Source organism: Streptomyces sp. NBC_00207 (genome assembly GCF_045160965.1).
GTDB lineage: Bacteria > Actinomycetota > Actinomycetes > Streptomycetales > Streptomycetaceae > Streptomyces.
In genome coordinates, this window is record NZ_CP130715.1 from 8,830,122 (window position 1) to 8,846,658 (window position 16,537).

At 72.8% G+C, this 16,537-nt stretch carries 13 protein-coding genes; 8 read left to right on the forward strand and 5 right to left on the reverse strand.

Annotated features, from left to right (window positions below; genetic code table 11):
• Nucleotides 1-87 precede the first annotated feature (87 nt).
• Complete coding sequence (locus OG472_RS40790) at nucleotides 88-1,170, forward strand: dihydrodipicolinate reductase (RefSeq protein ID WP_401613595.1); 1,083 nt, start codon at nucleotides 88-90, stop codon at nucleotides 1,168-1,170.
• Nucleotides 1,167-1,646, forward strand: a complete 480-nt coding sequence (locus tag OG472_RS40795; protein ID WP_401613593.1) for a carboxymuconolactone decarboxylase family protein — start codon at nucleotides 1,167-1,169, stop codon at nucleotides 1,644-1,646. The genes OG472_RS40790 and OG472_RS40795 overlap by 4 nt, the downstream gene beginning before the upstream one ends.
• A 77-nt stretch (nucleotides 1,647-1,723) precedes the next feature.
• Here the strand turns inward: OG472_RS40795 and OG472_RS40800 are convergent, their stop codons facing one another.
• From OG472_RS40800 to OG472_RS40810, 3 genes are all read right to left on the reverse strand, one after another.
• Complete coding sequence (locus OG472_RS40800; RefSeq protein ID WP_405942938.1) at nucleotides 1,724-3,361, reverse strand: GMC oxidoreductase; 1,638 nt, start codon at nucleotides 3,359-3,361, stop codon at nucleotides 1,724-1,726.
• 62 nt (nucleotides 3,362-3,423) lie between these two features.
• The gene (locus tag OG472_RS40805) at nucleotides 3,424-4,077 is read right to left on the reverse strand and encodes a DUF6629 family protein (protein WP_405942939.1); all 654 of its coding nucleotides are present in this window, start codon (nucleotides 4,075-4,077) and stop codon (nucleotides 3,424-3,426) included.
• A gap of 27 nt (nucleotides 4,078-4,104) precedes the next feature.
• Complete coding sequence (locus OG472_RS40810; protein WP_401613587.1) at nucleotides 4,105-5,598, reverse strand: MFS transporter; 1,494 nt, start codon at nucleotides 5,596-5,598, stop codon at nucleotides 4,105-4,107.
• Nucleotides 5,599-5,782: 184 nt separating this feature from the next.
• Here OG472_RS40810 and OG472_RS40815 point away from each other — a divergent pair, with 184 nt between their 5' ends.
• From OG472_RS40815 to OG472_RS40835, 5 genes are all read left to right on the forward strand, one after another.
• Nucleotides 5,783-9,391: a S8 family serine peptidase gene (locus OG472_RS40815; protein WP_405942940.1), complete on the forward strand. Its 3,609-nt coding sequence runs from the start codon at nucleotides 5,783-5,785 to the stop codon at nucleotides 9,389-9,391.
• A gap of 205 nt (nucleotides 9,392-9,596) precedes the next feature.
• Entirely contained in the window at nucleotides 9,597-10,394 is a 798-nt protein-coding gene (locus tag OG472_RS40820) for a hypothetical protein (protein ID WP_401613583.1), read from the forward strand.
• 52 nt (nucleotides 10,395-10,446) lie between these two features.
• Entirely contained in the window at nucleotides 10,447-10,965 is a 519-nt protein-coding gene (locus tag OG472_RS40825) for a protein phosphatase (protein WP_401613581.1), read from the forward strand.
• Nucleotides 10,966-11,047: 82 nt separating this feature from the next.
• Nucleotides 11,048-12,616 (forward strand): cytochrome P450, encoded by a 1,569-nt coding sequence (locus OG472_RS40830; RefSeq protein WP_405942941.1) that lies wholly within the window; start codon nucleotides 11,048-11,050, stop codon nucleotides 12,614-12,616.
• A 119-nt stretch (nucleotides 12,617-12,735) separates the two neighbouring features.
• On the forward strand, nucleotides 12,736-13,692 hold the full coding sequence (locus OG472_RS40835; protein ID WP_405834295.1) for a hypothetical protein: 957 nt from the start codon (nucleotides 12,736-12,738) through the stop codon (nucleotides 13,690-13,692).
• On the opposite strand, the gene OG472_RS40840 is transcribed toward OG472_RS40835, so the two are convergent.
• Nucleotides 13,678-15,075, reverse strand: a complete 1,398-nt coding sequence (locus OG472_RS40840; RefSeq protein ID WP_401613574.1) for a gluconate:H+ symporter — start codon at nucleotides 15,073-15,075, stop codon at nucleotides 13,678-13,680. The two genes, OG472_RS40835 and OG472_RS40840, sit on opposite strands and share 15 nt — an antisense overlap.
• Nucleotides 15,076-15,096: 21 nt before the next feature.
• A complete protein-coding gene (locus OG472_RS40845; protein WP_401613572.1) occupies nucleotides 15,097-15,648 on the reverse strand; it encodes a gluconokinase in 552 nt (183 codons plus the stop codon).
• Nucleotides 15,649-15,780: 132 nt separating this feature from the next.
• Between OG472_RS40845 and OG472_RS40850 the strand changes: the two genes are divergently transcribed.
• Nucleotides 15,781-16,491 carry a FadR/GntR family transcriptional regulator gene (locus OG472_RS40850; RefSeq protein ID WP_401613570.1) on the forward strand — a complete coding sequence of 237 codons (711 nt, stop codon included), beginning with the start codon at nucleotides 15,781-15,783 and terminating at the stop codon, nucleotides 16,489-16,491.
• Nucleotides 16,492-16,537 lie beyond the last annotated feature (46 nt).

Below are 16,537 nucleotides of genomic sequence, written 5' to 3' on the forward strand. Positions count from 1 at the left end.
CGGCGGGAAGAGGGACCACGGGGGCGTGGCGCGAGACGGCGCCGCGAGACTCTAGGAAGTTGCAGGTCCTGTGGCTACCCTCCGCGCATGATTTCCACGGTTGTCTGGGGTACCGGCAACGTCGGCCGTCTGGCCATCCGCGCCGTCGAGGCCCATCCCGCGCTGAAACTCTCCGCCGTCATCGTCCACAATCCAGCCAAGGCCGGCCGCGACGCGGGCGAACTCGGCGGCCTCGACCACCTGTTGGGGGTCGAGGCCACCGACGACATCGAGGCCGTCCTCGCCGCCCGCCCCCGGGCCGTGGTGTACGCCGCGTCCGGGGACATCCGCCCCGACGAGGCCCTCGCCGACATCACCCGGGCGATCCGGTCCGGTGCGGTCGTCGTCAGCCCCGCCCTCTATCCGCTCTACGACCACCGCAGTGCCCCGCCGGAGTTCCGCGATCCGGTGCTCGCCGCCATCGCGGAGGGCGGCGGCTCGCTCTTCGCCTCCGGGGTCGACCCCGGCTGGGGCAACGACGTGCTCCCGCTCCTGCTCAGCGGACTCGGCACCACCATCGACGTCATCCGCTGCCAGGAGATCTTCGACTACTCCACCTACGACCAGCCGGACTCCGTCCGCCACCTCGTGGGCATGGGCCACCCCATGGACTACGAGCCGATGATGCTCATGCCCTCGATCCCGACCATGGTGTGGGGCGGGCAGATACGGATGATGGCCCGGGCCCTAGGCGTCGAACTCGACGAGATCCGCGAGACGTCGGAGCGCCGCGCCCTCGACGCCACCGTGACCACCCGGACCATGGGCGACTTCGAGGCCGGCACCCAGGGTGCGATCCGCTTCGAGGTACAGGGCATCGTCGAGGGCGAGCCCCGCATCGTCATCGAGCACGTCACCCGCATCCACGCCTCGTGTGCACCGGACTGGCCCACGCCGCCCGACGGCGGCGACGGCGCCCACCGGGTCGTCATCGAGGGCCGGCCGCGCATCGAGGTCACCATCGAGGCCACCGACGAGGGCGACAACCGCTCGGCCGGCGGCAACGCCACCGCCGTCGGCCGCCTCGTCGGGGCCATCGACTGGCTCACCGAGGCGGAACCCGGACTCTACGACGCCCTCGACATCCCGCTGCGCCCCGCCACCGGCAGACTCGGAAGGAAAACGTCATGAGGATCGACATCCCCGAAGGCCAGCACCCGATCGAGTACGTGTGGGGCGACATGGTCCCCGGCATCGGCATGGCCGCCGCGAACTTCTCCCTGTCGGTGTACGCCCACACCACCCTCGGCCTGCGCGAGTTCGAGGCGGCCCGGCTGCGCGTCGCGCAGATCAACGGATGCGTCTTCTGCCTGGACTGGCGCACCGAGCGGGAGGGGGAGAAGGTCGAGGAGGAGTTCTCCGAGGCCGTCACCGACTGGCGCACCACGGACCGCTTCGACGAGCGCACCCGGCTGGCCGCGGAGTACGCCGAGCGGTACACCCTGGACCACCACGGTCTCGACGACGAGTTCTGGGAGCGGATGACCGCGCACTACAGCCAGTTGGAGATCGTGGAGCTGACGATGAGCATCGGGTCCTGGCTGGCCTTCGGCCGGCTCAACCACGTGCTCGGCCTCGACAGCGTGTGCGTGCTGCCCGGCCACTGAGCGGGGCGGAACGGGGAATGACAAGGGGCCGTTCGGTGAATCCGAACGGCCCCGGCCGCTGGGGGGAGGACGCGGCCCTACCGGAGGTCGGTTGCGATGATCTTCTCGATGTTGCGCTCGGCGAGTGCCGTGATGGTGACGAACGGGTTGACGCTGGTGTTTCCGGGGATCAGCGCTCCGTCGATCACGTACAGGCCGGTGTAGCCGTGCAGGCGCCCGTAGTTGTCGGTGGCCTTGTTCAGGACGGCGCCACCGAGCGGGTGGTAGGTGAGGGTGTCGTTCCAGATCTTGTTGCCGCCGAACAGGTCGGTCCGGTAGATCGTCCCCTCCTTCGAGTTGATCTTGTCGAAGATCGTCTTGGCCATGCCGATGGACGGCTGCTTCCAGGCGGTCTGCCAGCTCAGGTCGGCCGTGCCCGTCGCGGCGTTCCAGGTGAACTCGCCGCGGTTCGGGTTCTTCGTGATCGACAGGTAGAAGGAGGCGTAGGTCTCGATCCCGGTGGGGAGCGGCGCGACCTCGGCGAAGGCGCCGCCGGCGTCCCAGTTGTCGATGCCGGAGCAGGGGATGGTCGACTGGAGCTTGCCGGTCGGGTCCCACAGGTGGTTGGCGCGCCCGCACATGACGTTGCCGTTCTCGCCCCAGCCCTTGCCGACCTCGTTGTTGAGGTTCGGCAGCGCCCCGGTGGCCTTCAGCTTGACCAGGAGCTTGCTGGTGCCGACGCTGCCGGCCGCGAAGAACACCCGGTCCGCGGTCACGGTCTTGGTGGCCACGCTGTCGCCGGTGGTGTTGATCTGCGCGATGGTGACCGTGTAACCGCCGGCCGCGGCGGGGGACACCGAAGTGACCTTGTGCAGTGCCGAGATGGTGACCTTGCCCGTCGCCCTGGCCTGGGCGAGGTACGTCTGCACCAGCGACTTCTTGCCGTGGTTGTTGCCGTAGAGGATCTCGCCGGCCAGGGCGGACTTGGTGGCGGTGCCGGCGGCCTCCTGCTTCATGTAGTCCCAGTCGTACACGTCGGGTACGAAGGTCCAGGCGAAGCCGGAGCGCTGGGCGTGCTTGCGGCCGACGCGGGAGAACTGGTAGCAGTCGGCGGTGTCGAACCATGCCGGGTCGACCATGCCCACCCCGAGACCCGCGTTGGCCCGGGGGTAGTAGGTCGCGTACATCTCGTCCGCGTCCACCGACGGGAGGACGGCGGCGAAGTTGGCGCGCTTGGGCGTGACCGCCATGCCGCCGTTGACCAGCGAACCGCCTCCGACGCCGCGGCCCTGGTAGACCGTGATGCCGGCGAAGTCCTCGGCGTCCAGGATTCCCGTGTACTTGGGGACGTCCTTGTCGATGGGGAAGCCGAGGAAGTTGCTGAGCGGCGCCTTGGTCCGGGTGCGGAGCCAGAACGACCGGTAGTCCGGACTGGTCACCGTGGGGAAGATCTTGCCGTCCGAGCCGGGGGTGTCCCAGGACATGCCCATCTCGATCATCTGCACGTCCACGCCGGCCTGCGCGAGCCGCAGCGCCGCGACCGAACCGCCGTAGCCGGTGCCGATGACCAGTGCCGGTACGCGGGCGCCGTCGGCTATGGGTGCGGCGGAAGCCGCACGGGCCGGGGTGATGTGACCCGCCAGGGCCACGGCCCCAAGAATGGAACTCGTTCTACCTATGAATCCACGACGGGAAATTCCTCTGGGGCCATTTCCGGGCAGGGTTTTGTCACCCATGTGAGGTTCCTCACTCTCGATGGAATGGGAACGAGTTCTACTGCCGGGTGCATGTGAAGTCACTACATACGTCTAGGTAACTTTCGGTCATCGTGCGGCCGGGGAGCGGCTTCCGGGCGCCGTACCCAGCCCAGGACGAGCACGGACGCGACCGCGGCGAAGGCGCACCGCGTGGAGGCGAATTCCAGCCGCCACAGCGCTGAGCAGGCCAGCGCCCCGGCCGCCAGCACCGCGCCGAGGGTCCGCAGCCGTCGGTCCCCGGCGAGCAGCAGGGAGCCGAGCGTGGCGAACAGATAGCCCGTCAGGACGAGCGGTGTCCACGGAACATTCACGCCGTAGCCCATGGTGCGGCCCCGGATCTCGGCGGTCACCGGCCGGGTCGCGAGGCAGTACGCGAGCACCGCGGCGGTGGCGAGACCCACGGCCACCGGCGCCCACAGGCGGCGCCGGACCCCGGGCGCGGCCGCGAGCAGCACCCCCACGGACACCCAGAGCGGCAGCAGCGGCAGGGCGATCACGGCCCAGGCCGTGGTGGCTGCGGAGCAGCCGCCGCCCGAACTCCAGACGGCGGCCTCGACCAGCTGGTGTGCGCCCAGCAGCAGGGGCAGCGCGGCGATCGGCAGATCGCGGGCCCGCCGTACGCGCGCCACGCACACGACTCCGACGGCGGCTATGACCGTGCCCGCCGCCAGATCGGCCGTCGCGCTCCAGCACACGGGGATCAGCCTGACCCGCCCCGGAGATCAGTCAAGTCCCCGCTTCTCCTCCCTCGGGGGTTCGAGCGGCGGGGCCGTCACCGCGCAGTACGTATGACACTGCGGGTGGCACGCCTCGGGCACGGGGGAGCGTACGGTCGCCCAGGCCACGGCGGCGCCGGCCACGAACGCCCCGGTGCACCAGAACATGGCCCGCCCGAAAGCGGCATCGAACTGGGTCGCCGAGCGGTACGACTCCGGCCCCATTCCGGACAGCAGTGGCAGCGCCGCCACCGCGAGCAGCCCGGCGACGCGCGCCGCCGCGTTGTTGATGCCGCTGGCCAGGCCCGCCCGGCCGGGGTCCACCGAGGCCAGCACGGTCGCCGTCAGCGGGGCCACCAGGGCCACCAGGCCCATGCCCATCACGACCATCGCCGGCAGCACGTCCTGTACGTACGAGGCCGCGGGCCCCACCCGCAGCATCAGCAGCGTCCCGGCCGCGCACAGCAGCGGCCCCACCGTGAGCGGGATGCGCGGCCCGATCCGCTCCCCGAGCTCACCCGAGCGCGCCGACAGGAGGAGCATCAGCAGCGTCGTCGGCAGCATCGCGGCCCCGGCGGCCAGCGCCGAGTAGCCGGACACCACCTGGAGCTGGAGGACGACGAGGAAGAAGAACCCGCCGATGGCTCCGTACACGCACAGGGTGACGAGGTTGACGGCGGTGAACAGCCGGGACGCGAAGATGTCCGGTGGCACCATCGGGTCGGACCGCCGCCGCTCCACGGCGACGAAGGCGACGCCCAGCAGGACCCCGAGCACCGCCGCGACGATCACCGCCGCCGATCCCGACCGGGCTTCGATCAGCGCGTAGGTGACCAGCCCCAGGGAGGCCGCACCGAGTACCGCCCCGGCCACGTCGAACCGCCCGTGCGCCTGCGGGTCCCGCGATTCCGGTACGTGCCGCAGTGCGACCGGCACGCACACCGCGGCCAGCGGCACGTTCAGCAGGAACACCCACCGCCAGCCCGGCCCGTCCACCAGCCAGCCGCCGAGGAACGGTCCCACGGCCGCGCCCACCCCGCCGAACCCCGACCACAGGCCGATCGCCCGCCCCCGGTCGTCGGCCCGGATCGACGCCTGGATCAGGGCCAGGGAGCCGGGCGCCAGCAGCGCCCCGCCGATGCCCTGCAGGGCCCGGGCGGCGATCAGCACCCCGGCGTTCGGCGCGATCCCGCACAGCAGCGAGCCCACCGCGAACCACACCACGCCGAGTACGAAGATCCGGCGCCGCCCGAAGCGGTCACTCAGGGACCCGCCGACCAGGATCAGCCCGGCCAGGGTGAGCAGATAGGCGTTCACCGTCCACTGGAGCACCGCCAGATCGGCGTCGAGATCCTCGCCGATGCGCGGCAGCGCCACGTTCACCACGGTCCCGTCCAGCATGGCCATGGTCGACCCGAGCACCGTGGTCAGCAGGATCCACCGGCCGCGCGCGGATGCGATCGGGACACCGGCTCCGGACGGCTCGGCGGGCGCAGTCATGTCTTCAGGCTGGCCCGCGCCGCCGGGAAGGGCCACCGGGAGGGCGTTGTCCGAGGCCGGGGACGGCTCGATCCGGCTCAATAGGCCCTCTTGTAATGAGCATGACCCCTCCTTCACCATGACCCGCGCACGTCACGCGCACCCTTCCCGCACAACCCGCACACGGCGTACGAGGAGACAACACGTGGCCCAACGCAACAACCGGTCCTCACGAGCCTTAAGGCCCACAAGGTCGACAAGGCCCCGCCGGTCCTTACGCGCGGCGCTCGCCGCCCTCACCTCGGTCCTGCTGCTCCCGCTCGGCGCGGGCGTCGCCGCGGCCGCGCCGGACCCCGGTCCCGCCGCACCGAGCGCGGCCGAGCGCAAGATCGAACCCAAGCTCCGCGCCCAGCTCGACGGCTCGGCCAAGGCCGTCTTCTGGGTGTACCTCGACAGCGCCGCCGACCTCACCGCCGCGGGGAAGCAGCAGACCCGCGCCGCCAAGGCAGAAACGGTTCTGCGGACCAAGAAGGACCACGCCGCGCGCAGCCAGGCCGGGATCCTCAAGGCCCTGGAAGGCGCCCAGGCGGAATACACCTCGTACTGGATCGTGAACGCCGTCCGCGTCGTGGGCAGCGAGAAGCTCGCCGGAGCCCTCGCGGGGCGTCCCGAGGTCGCCCGGATCGACGCCGACGACAAGGTCGAGCTCCCCAAGCCCGCCGAGGGCAAGCGGGAGAAGACCGCCGCCGACGCCGTCGAGTGGAACATCGACCGGATCAAGGCCCCGCAGGTCTGGGACCAGCTCGGTGTCCGCGGCGAGGGCATCGTCGTCGCCAACATCGACAGCGGTGTCGACTACACGCACCCGGCCGTGAACAACCAGTACCGCGGCAAGAAGGCGGACGGCTCGTACGACCACGCCTACAACTGGTTCGACCCGGCGGGCGTGTGCACCACCGCGGCGCCGTGTGACAACAACGACCACGGCACCCACACGATGGGCACGATGGTCGGCGACGACGGCGGCGCCAACAAGATAGGCGTGGCCCCCGGCGCCAAGTGGATCGCGGCCAAGGGATGCGAGTCGAACTCCTGCTCCGAGGCCTCCCTGCTCGCCTCGGGCCAGTGGATCGTCGCCCCGACCGACCTGAACGGCCAGAACCCGCGCCCCGACCTCGCCCCGCACATCGTCAACAACTCCTGGGGCGGCACGGGCGGCGACACCTGGTACCAGGAGATCGTGAACACCTGGCGGGCCGCCGGCATCTTCCCGGCCTTCTCCAACGGCAACTCCGGCCCGGGCTGCTCCACCAGCGGCTCCCCGGGTGACTACGCGAGCTCCTACAGCTCCGGCGCCTTCGACATCAACAACGCGATCGCGTCCTTCTCCTCGCGCGGCGCGGGCCCCGGCGGCATCATCAAGCCGAACATCGCCGCCCCCGGCGTGAACGTCCGCTCCTCCGTGCCCGGCGGCGCATACGAGGCCTTCTCCGGCACCTCCATGGCCTCGCCGCACACCGCCGCCGCCGTGGCCCTGCTCTGGTCCGCCGCGCCCACCCTCGAAGGCGACGTCGCGCAGACCGAGTCCCTCCTGGACGGCACCGCCCAGGACACCGACAGCAGCCAGTGCGGCGGCACGCCCGCCGACAACAACGTCTTCGGCGAGGGCAAGCTCGACGTCCTCGCCGCCGTGAACGCCGCTCCGCGCGGCGCCATCGGTGCGCTCGGCGGCACCGTACGCTCCGGCGACCAGCCCGTCGCGGGCGTGAAGATCACCGCCGACGGCCCGATCGACCGTACGACCACCACCGCGGCCGACGGCAGCTACCGCTTCGCCTCCCTCTCGGTCGGCGACTACACCCTGACCGCCGCCAAGTTCGGCTACGGGCAGCAGACCGCGACCGCCACGGTGACCGAGAACGGCACCGCCACCGGTGACTTCACCCTCACCCAGGCCCCCTCCGGCAAGCTCACCGGCACCGTCTCCTCGGCCGCCGGACCCGCCGCCGGAGCCTCCGTCTCCATCGCGGACACCCCGGTGACCGCGACCGCCGACGCGCAGGGCCGCTTCGAGGTCACCCTGCCGCACGGCACGTACGACGTGAACGCCACGCACGCCTCCCGGTGCGTCACCGGCGGCACCGCGAAGGTCACCGTCGCCGGCGACGCCACCGTCGCGGTGAACCTCCCCGAGCGCACCGACGGGTACGGCTACGCCTGCGCCACCGCCGGCGACCGCCCGTACACCGAGGGGAGCCGGCAGCTCGCGCTGACCGGCGACAACACCACCGAGCGCGTCGACCTGCCCTTCCCGCTGCCGCTGTACGGGAAGACGTACGGCCAGGCCTGGATCGGGACCAACGGCACGGTCAGCTTCGGCGGCAACAACACCGGTGACATCAACGGGGACATCCCGAGCACGGCCACGCCCAACGCGGCCCTGTACCCGTTCTGGGACGACCTGGTCGTCGGCGCCGCGGGCAGCGGCTCGGGCGTCTTCACCGGTGTCACCGGCACCGCCCCGCACCGCAGTTACGTCATCGAGTGGCGCCAGGTGTCCCACTGGTCCGCGCAGGCCGACAAGTTCTCCTTCTCGGCGGCGATCGGCGAGGACGGCACCGTCTCGTACTCCTACAAGGGGACCGGCGGCACCGGCATCAAGGGCGGCTCCACGGCCACGGTCGGCGTGGAGAACGCGGCCGGCACCGACGCCTTCAAGTACTCCTTCAACACCGCGGTCATCACGGACGGCCTGTCCATCGCCTTCCGGACCACCAAGAGCGGCGTGGTGGCGGGCCGGGTGCTCGACGCCAACGACGGCAACGGCGTCGCGGGCGCCACGGTCACCGTCGGCACCGGCGCCACCGCGGTGTCGGCGACCACCGCGGCGGACGGCGGATACGTCGTCCAGAGCCCGTCGGGCTCGCTCCCCGTCTCGCTGGCGGCGCCCCAGTACGAGTCCGCCACAGCGACGGTGAACATCAAGGCCGCCGACGTCACGGCGGTGACGCAGTCCCTGCGCACCGGCAAGGTCACGGCGTCCAAGCCGTCCGTGGAGATCGTCCTCCCGGCCGACCAGAAGCGGACGCGGACCCTGGACCTGACCAACCCGGGCCTCGGCACGGCGTTCACGGTCTCCGAGGACGCGGCCTGGCTGACGGCCACGCCGGCCGGCGGTGACCTCCCGACGGGCGGCAAGATCCCGGTCACCCTTTCGGTGGACACGGCCGGACTGGCCCCCGGGACGGTCCTGACCGCCGACCTGAAGATCGCCTCGGCGAGCGGCCGCACCCCGGTCCTCACCGTCCCGGTCAAGGTCGTCGTCCCGCGTTACCAGGTCGGCGTGGACGCGGGCTCCGGCTACGGCAGCACGGACGCCCTGGGTGACGCCTGGTCCCCGGACCGCAAGTACACGGCCGGCTCGTACGGTTACCAGGGCAACGGCTCGGTCCAGTCCACCGGCCGCACGATCGCGGGCACGGACGAGCAGCGGCTCTTCCGCAACGCGCGCGAGGGCATGTACGAGTACCGCTTCGACAACGTGCCGAACGGGACCTACACGGTGGAGCTGGGCTTCGCCGAGCTCTCCTCCACCAAACCCAACAAGCGCGTCTTCGACGTCCTGGCCGAGGGCACCCAGGTCCTGCCCTCCCTGGACGTCTCCCTGGAAGCGGGCACCTACAAGGCCCTGACCCGCGAGTACACGGTCACGGTCACGGACGGAGTCCTCAACATCCGCTTCGTCACGCACAACGGATTCGGCAAGCCCCTGCTGAACACGCTGCGCGTGACCGACCGCCCCGACAAGAGCTGACGCTCTGAGGGGGGCGGGGCGCTCACGGGCGCCCCGCCCCCTTCCTTCGCACCTGTCCGCACCTGTCCGCACCCGTCCGGGCCCGCGGCAGTCCGGCGCCACCTCGCCCCGCGACGGCCGGGGCCCGCCCCATTCGGGTGGCGGGGGACGCGAATGCGCCACGACGTGCCGGGAGGCCGGGCCGGGCTCGTTAACGTGGGGGACCATGACGCTCCTGAGCGACCAGGCAGACGACATCCGGGCTCTCGTCGAGTCCGCCGATCCCGGGGCGGTCTGGGCCGTCGGCGGCGCCGAAGGCGTCCACGCGGGGTCGCACTCCGCGGGCGCGGACACCGGGGACGCTCCGGGCATGGACACCGGGGACGCCCCGCGCACGGTATTCGACGTCGGCGGCCTCGCCGCCGTCCTCGCGCTCTGGCCGGTGGTCGGGAGCCTCGTGGACGAGGGCGCGCTCCACCTGCACACCCCGCTCGCCGTCTACGGGGACGAAGCCGCCGTCGGCGCCCCCGGCGGGACCACCGCCCACCACCTGCTGACCCGCCCCGGGGGGACCGCCGCCCTCACCCGCCTCGCCGAACACGTCTGCGGCAGCCCCCTCGCCGACCTCGCGGTCACCCGGGTCTGGCACCCCCTCGGCATGGCTGGGACCCGCTTCGCCGACGGCACCCTCCGAGCCCCCCTCGCCGACCTCGTCCGCTTCCTGGGCCACCTCCTCGCCCCGGCGGACACCGGAGGGTCCCCGGACACCGCCCACGGCATCACCCGCGCCTGGACCTCCGAGTCCCTCCGCATCCGCACCGGCGAACTCACCCCGGCGCGCGGCCTCCTCTGGCACCCCGCCCCCTACGGTGTCTGGACCCACCACGCCCCGCAGGACGGCGGCCCGGCGCTGTGGGTCTCCCCGCGCCACGGCCGCTGGGCGGTCCTCCTCCCGGCCGACGCGCGCGGCCCGCTGCGCAAGGCCTTCCGTGAGGCGGTCTTCGCCCCAACTTCCGTTAGGTGAAGGCCTGTTGTATGCGATGCTGGGTGCCGTCACGCCAGGAGGTCCCGGCCGCATGAAGAAGACCCGCCAGAGCGACCGCGACGTGCCCGGCCCGCCGCCCACCCCGTGGGACGAGATCGCGCCGGGCCTGTGGATGGGCGGGCACTACCGGACCGACCCGGGCGGGGAGCTGCGTCCCGTCGTGGTGGCGGACGAGTTCGACCTCGTGATCAGCCTCTTCACCCGGACCGGGCACGGCCCCGGCCCGCGTGCCGAGCACGTCGTGGCGGAGATGCCGGACGCCGAACTCACCGCCGCCCAGCTGCGCACGGTGCAGCGCCTCGCGCGCACCGCCGGACTCGCCCTCGACAGCGGCCTCACCGCACTGGTCCGCTGCCACTCGGGCTACAACCGGTCCGGTCTCGTCGTCGCCCAGTGCCTCGTCGACCGGGGGCTGGCACCCGCCGAGGCCATCGCGCTCGTACGCCGCCGGCGCTCCCCGTGGGCCCTGCACAACGAGACCTTCACCTCCTACCTCACCGCCGGACTCGACGCCGCCGCGCTGCTCGTCGGGCTGGACCCCCTGGCGTAGTCGGGGCGCGGAGTGCGCAGACGGGACGTACGGTGATGCCGATGTCACCGACCGTCGTCGGTCCGGCTGCGGAGGTACACGGATGCGTACGGTCCAAGGGGTCGCCCTGGACGGGCTGAGGGCCCGGGTGCGGGCCCTCGCGGAGCGGACCGGGCTGCCGGTGCGGTCCGCTCCCTTCGCCGCACGGGCGGCCGGAGCGGGCGCCGCCCGCCGCAGCACCGGGCGCGCCGGTCGGCCGCCCCGGGGCGGGACACCGCTCGCGGACCGGGGCCCGGCCGGGAAGGGGCTCGGCGCGGAAACCGCCGGCCGCCGGACCTTCGTAAGAGAATCGTTTCGGCATCCGGCCGCCTCCTCCTCAGGGCCCGCCATCCCCGCCATCCCCGGAGTCCTGCGCGGCCTTCTGAGCGCCCTCGCCCCCGCGCGCCCGATCCGCCGCCCCGGCGAGGTACGGGCGTCCGCCGCCGCGCTGCGCGCCCTGCGCGCCCGGCACGGGGACGCGCCCGCCCTCGTACGCACCCGATCCGGCCGGACGGTCCTCGTCCTCCTCGACCCGCAGGACCTGCGGCGGTTCTACGAGGAACCCGTGAGCGTCCTCGCGGCCGACCCGCCCGAGAAGTGCCGGGGCCTGGATGCGGCGGAGCCCGCCGGCACCGGCTGCTCCCGCGCCGAACTGCGCACGGAACGGCGCCAGATCAGCGCCGAGGTACTGGCCGCCGACCTGCCCGTGCACCCGTCCTGCGGACCCTTCCTGGCGGCCGTCGCCGAAGAGGCCCGGCACCTGACCGCCACCGGCACCCTCGACCTGGCCCGCGCCCGGCACGCCGTGAACCGGGCCGCCCGGCGCATCGTGCTCGGCGACGCGGCCGCCGCGGACGAGGAGCTCGCCGGCTGGCTCACCCAACTGCGCGCCGAGGGCAAGGGCCTGCGCGGCGGCCGGGTGCGCACCGCCCGCGCCACCCGCTCGGTGCGGGACAAGGCCCGCGCCCGCATCCAGGAGTACGCCCGGCACGCCGACGGCGGCACCCTCGTCGGGCGGGCCGCCCGCCACGCCGACCCCACCGGAACCCTGGACACCGTGGGCGAGGCCGAGGACTGGCTCCTCGCCATGGGCGCGGTCCCCGACACCCTGCTGCGCACCCTCCTGCTGCTCGGCGCGCACCCCGCGGAGCAGGACGCGGCCGCGGCGGAGGCGGTCGCCGAAGCCGCGGACGGCCCGGGCCGGGGTGAACTGCCCCGACTGCGGGCCTGCGTACGGGAGTCCCTGCGCCTGTACCCGGTGGTGCCCGACCTGATCCGCGTGACCCGCGCCGAGACCGAATGGCGGGGCGTGCGCTACCCGGCCGGCACCTCGGTGCTGCTGCCGGCCGCGTTCCACCAGCGAGATCCCGAACGGGTACCGGCCGCGCACGTGTTCGTGCCGGGCCGGTGGAAGAACCCGCGTGCGGACCAGGACATCCGGATGGCGCCCTTCAGCCATGGAGGCGGCCGCTGCCCGGGTGACCAGCTCGGCCTGATGATCACGGCCGCGCTCTGCGCCGAAGTGCTGCGGGGTCATCGGATCGGAGCCGGCCGGCCGGTCCTGGACCCGGTGGGACCGCTGCCCGCGACCCTCGACCCGCACGGCATCCGGATCACCCTCACCCGCCGCTGACGGCGCCGCACGCATCCGTCGCGGCCCCGCCGCAACGTCGCCCGACCCTGCTCGCCGCCCGACCCTGCTCGCGCCCGCTCCCCGAATCCGCCGAACGAGCCGAACCCCACGAGGATCCCATGCCCGACGCCGCGACCTCCGCGTCCACCGCCCCGGACGTCGACCTGCTCGACGCCCCGTGCCGCGCACTTGCCGAGGCCGCCGACGCGGTCGGCGAGGCCGCCCGCTACGCCTCCGGCCTGGCCCTCGGCGCCCGGCTGCCCGCAGCCGCCTTCGCCCGCGGCGGGAGCGCCAGGCGCGGCTGGCGGACCCTGCTCCGTACCCTGACCGACCCGGCGGGCCTCGGCTGGGCCCCGCGCGGCCGGGGCGTGGCCCGGGCCGGCCGGCTCGCGGGAATCCTGACGAGCCGGGAGAGCCTCGCGATCAGCATCGCCGTCTGCGGACTCAGGGCCCGGATCCGGGCCGCGAGCGCGGGCCGTCCCGAGCTCCTGGACGATCCCGGCGCGGCGGCGGTCCTGCGGGCCGTCGAGGCGGGCCTGTTGGCCGAGGCCGTCCGCCTGTTCCGCACGATCATGCGCGACCAGGGGGCCGAGCACGCCTTCTCCCTGCTCGCCCCGTCCTTCGCGGACATCCTCGCCTGGAAGGCCCTGACCGACGCCAACCCCTTCAACGACCACGCCGGCTGGCAGGTCGCGACCGGCCGGGCCGAGACCGCCGAACCGCTGCTCGGGCTGGGCGCCGCCTTCTGGGCCCTCTGCGACCGCGGCCAGGGCCTGCCCCAACGTCCCCCGACGGGAACCGCGCCCGCCCGCGGCCCCGCGCGGCGCCGGGTCACGGGCCGGCCGCTCCGCCCGGCGCCGCGCCCGCCGGACGGCGGCCTGCGCGGCCACGCCACCGCGCTGCGCACGCACGCGGCCCGGCTGAGCGAGGTGGCCGCCGCGGCGCCGGACTGGCACGGCGCGCAGGCCGAGGCCCTGCGCGCCCAGGTCGCGAACCTCGCGGCCCGGTGCGAGACGGCGGCGGACGGCCTCGCCCTCGCCGCCGCCCAACTGCAGGGCCGGCTAAAGGGCCAGTGACAGCAGCAGCACGCAGCCCAGGCCGACAACCGAGATGATCGTCTCCATCACCGACCAGGTCTTGAGGGTCTGGCCGACGGTCATCCCGAAGTACTCCTTGACCATCCAGAAGCCGGCGTCGTTGACGTGGCTGAAGAACAGCGAGCCCGAACCGATGGCGAGGACCAGCAACGCGGTCTCCGTCGTGGACATGCCGGCCGCGAGCGGGGCCACGAGACCGGCCGCCGAGATGGTGGCCACTGTCGCCGAGCCCGTCGCCAGCCGGATGGCCACGGCGATCAGCCAGGCGAGCAACAGCGTCGGGATGGCCCAGCCCTTCGACAGGTCCAGGATCATCTGGCCCACGCCCACGTCGATCAGGGTCTGCTTGAAGCCGCCGCCGGCGCCCACGATCAGCAGGATGCCCGCGATCGGGCCCAGGCTCTTCTCCACCGTGACCGACAGCTGCCCCTTGGTGAAGCCGGCCGCCCGGCCGAGGGTGAACATGCCCACCAGCACGGCCGAGAGCAGCGCGATCAGCGGGGAGCCCGCGACGTCGGTCACGCGCTGCACCGGGTTGGCCGGGTCGTTGACCACGATGTCGACCAGGGCCTTGACCAGCATCAGGACCACCGGCAGCAGCACGGTGAAGACCGTTGCGCCGAACCGCGGACGGTGCTCCACGTCGGCCGAAGGGCGCTGCGTGACCATGTGCTCCGGCGCCGGGATGTCCACCCACCGCGCGGCGTAACGGGAGAAGAGCGGTCCGGCGATGATCACGGTCGGGATCGCGACGACCACGCCGAGCGCGAGCGTGACCCCCAGGTTCGCGTGCAACGCGTCGATGGCGACGAGGGGGCCGGGGTGCGGCGGTATCAGCCCGTGCATCACCGACAGGCCGGCCAGCGCAGGGATGCCGATCCGCATCAGGGAGTAGTTCCCCCGCTTGGCCACCAGCAGCACCACCGGAATCAGCAGCACGATGCCGACCTCGAAGAAGAGCGGCAGCCCGATCACCGAGGCGATCAGCACCATCGCCCAGGGCATGGCCCGGCCCTTGGCCCGGGCGAGGATCGTGTCCACGATCTCGTCCGCGCCGCCCGAGTCCGCCAGCAGTCTGCCGAGGATCGCGCCGAGGGCGATCAGTACGCCTACGCCCGCGACCGTGGCGCCGAGTCCGGCGGTGAAACTGGCGATCGTCTTGGCCAACGGCGCGCCCGCGAAGACCCCGAGGGCCAGCGAACCGACCGTCAGGGCGAGGAAGGCGTGCAGTTTGAGGCGGGTGATGAGCAGGACGATGACGGCGATGCCCGCGAGGACGGCGATCCCCAACTGGGTGTTCCCGGCCGAGGTGATCGGGCCGGTGGCGGCCGCTGCCAGTGTCTCGACACTGAGACGGGTCACGGTGAGGTTCTTCCCTCTTCTTCAGTTCTCGGGGGTGTGGTGTGCGGGGGCGCCGTGTTCGGCCGTGCCGAGCCGTCGCAGGGCGGCCAGGGCCCGTTCGGTGATCTCGTCCGGGGATCCGGACACGTCGACGACGACGCCGAGTTCGTCGTCCTGGAGCGGTTCCAGGGTGGCGAACTGCGAGTCCAGCAGGGTGGTGGGCATGAAGTGGCCCTTGCGGTCGGCCATCCGCTTCTCGATCAGCGGGCGCTCACCGGTGAGGTGGACGAAGACCGCCCCGGGGGCCGCGGCGCGCAGCCGGTCGCGGTAGGCGCGCTTGAGCGAGGAGGCGGCGACCACGCCGCCGCGCAGCCCGGCGCAGTTGCGGATCCACTGGCCGATGGCGTCCAGCCACGGCCACCGGTCCGCGTCGTCCAGCGGGGTGCCGGCCGACATCTTGGCGACGTTGGCCGCCGGGTGGAACGCGTCGCCCTCCGCGTACGGAATGCCGAGCGACGTCGCGAGCAGCCTGCCTACGGTCGTCTTGCCCGTGCCGGCCACGCCCATCACCACAATGACGCGCTGGGTGCTCACGCCTACCTGCCTGTCCTCGTCGACATCGGTTCGTGCGGCACCACTGAAGCCTATTAAGTACTACTTATTCAAGGGTCGGTCGGTAAAACGTCGCATCTTTTGTCGACCGGGGCGTCACCGTACGCTTACGCCATGACCACCGAAGGCAGTCCTGGGCAGGGGCTCCACTCCCACGTGCTGGACACCCTCGGCCTCTCGATCACGGCGGGGGAGTACCCGCCCGGCAGCGTCCTGCGCACGGACGAGATCGCCGAACGCTTCGACGCCTCCCGCACGGTGGTACGGGAGGTCGTCCGCGTCCTGGAGTCGATGCACCTGGTCGAGTCCCGCCGCCGGGTCGGCGTCACGGTCCGCCCCACCGACGAGTGGAACGTCTACGACCCGCGGGTGATCCGCTGGCGGCTGGCGGGCGCCGACCGGCCCCGGCAGCTGCGCTCCCTCACCGTGCTGCGCTCCGCGATCGAGCCGGTCGCGGCCGGGCTCGCCGCGACCCTGGCCACACCGGAGCAGTGCGCCGAACTCACCGAGGCGGCCCTCGGGATGGTCCGCACCTCGCGCGGCCACCAGCTCGAGGGCTACCTGCGCCACGACATCGCGTTCCACCGCGTCGTGCTGAACGCCTCCGGCAACGAGATGTTCGCCCGGCTCGGGGACGTCGTCGCGGAGGTCCTGACCGGACGCACCGAACACGCGGTGATGTTCCACGACCCCGACCCGGCGGCCGTCACCCTGCACGTCCAGGTGGCCGAGGCGGTACGGGAGGGAGACGCGGCCCGGGCGGAGGCGCTGACGCGGCAGATCGCGGTGGGCGCGCTGGAGGAGCTGGACGTACTGGCCCCGTAGGGGACCGGCGGTGCGGCCGTGTCGCCGCGTCGCCGGAGACGCCCGC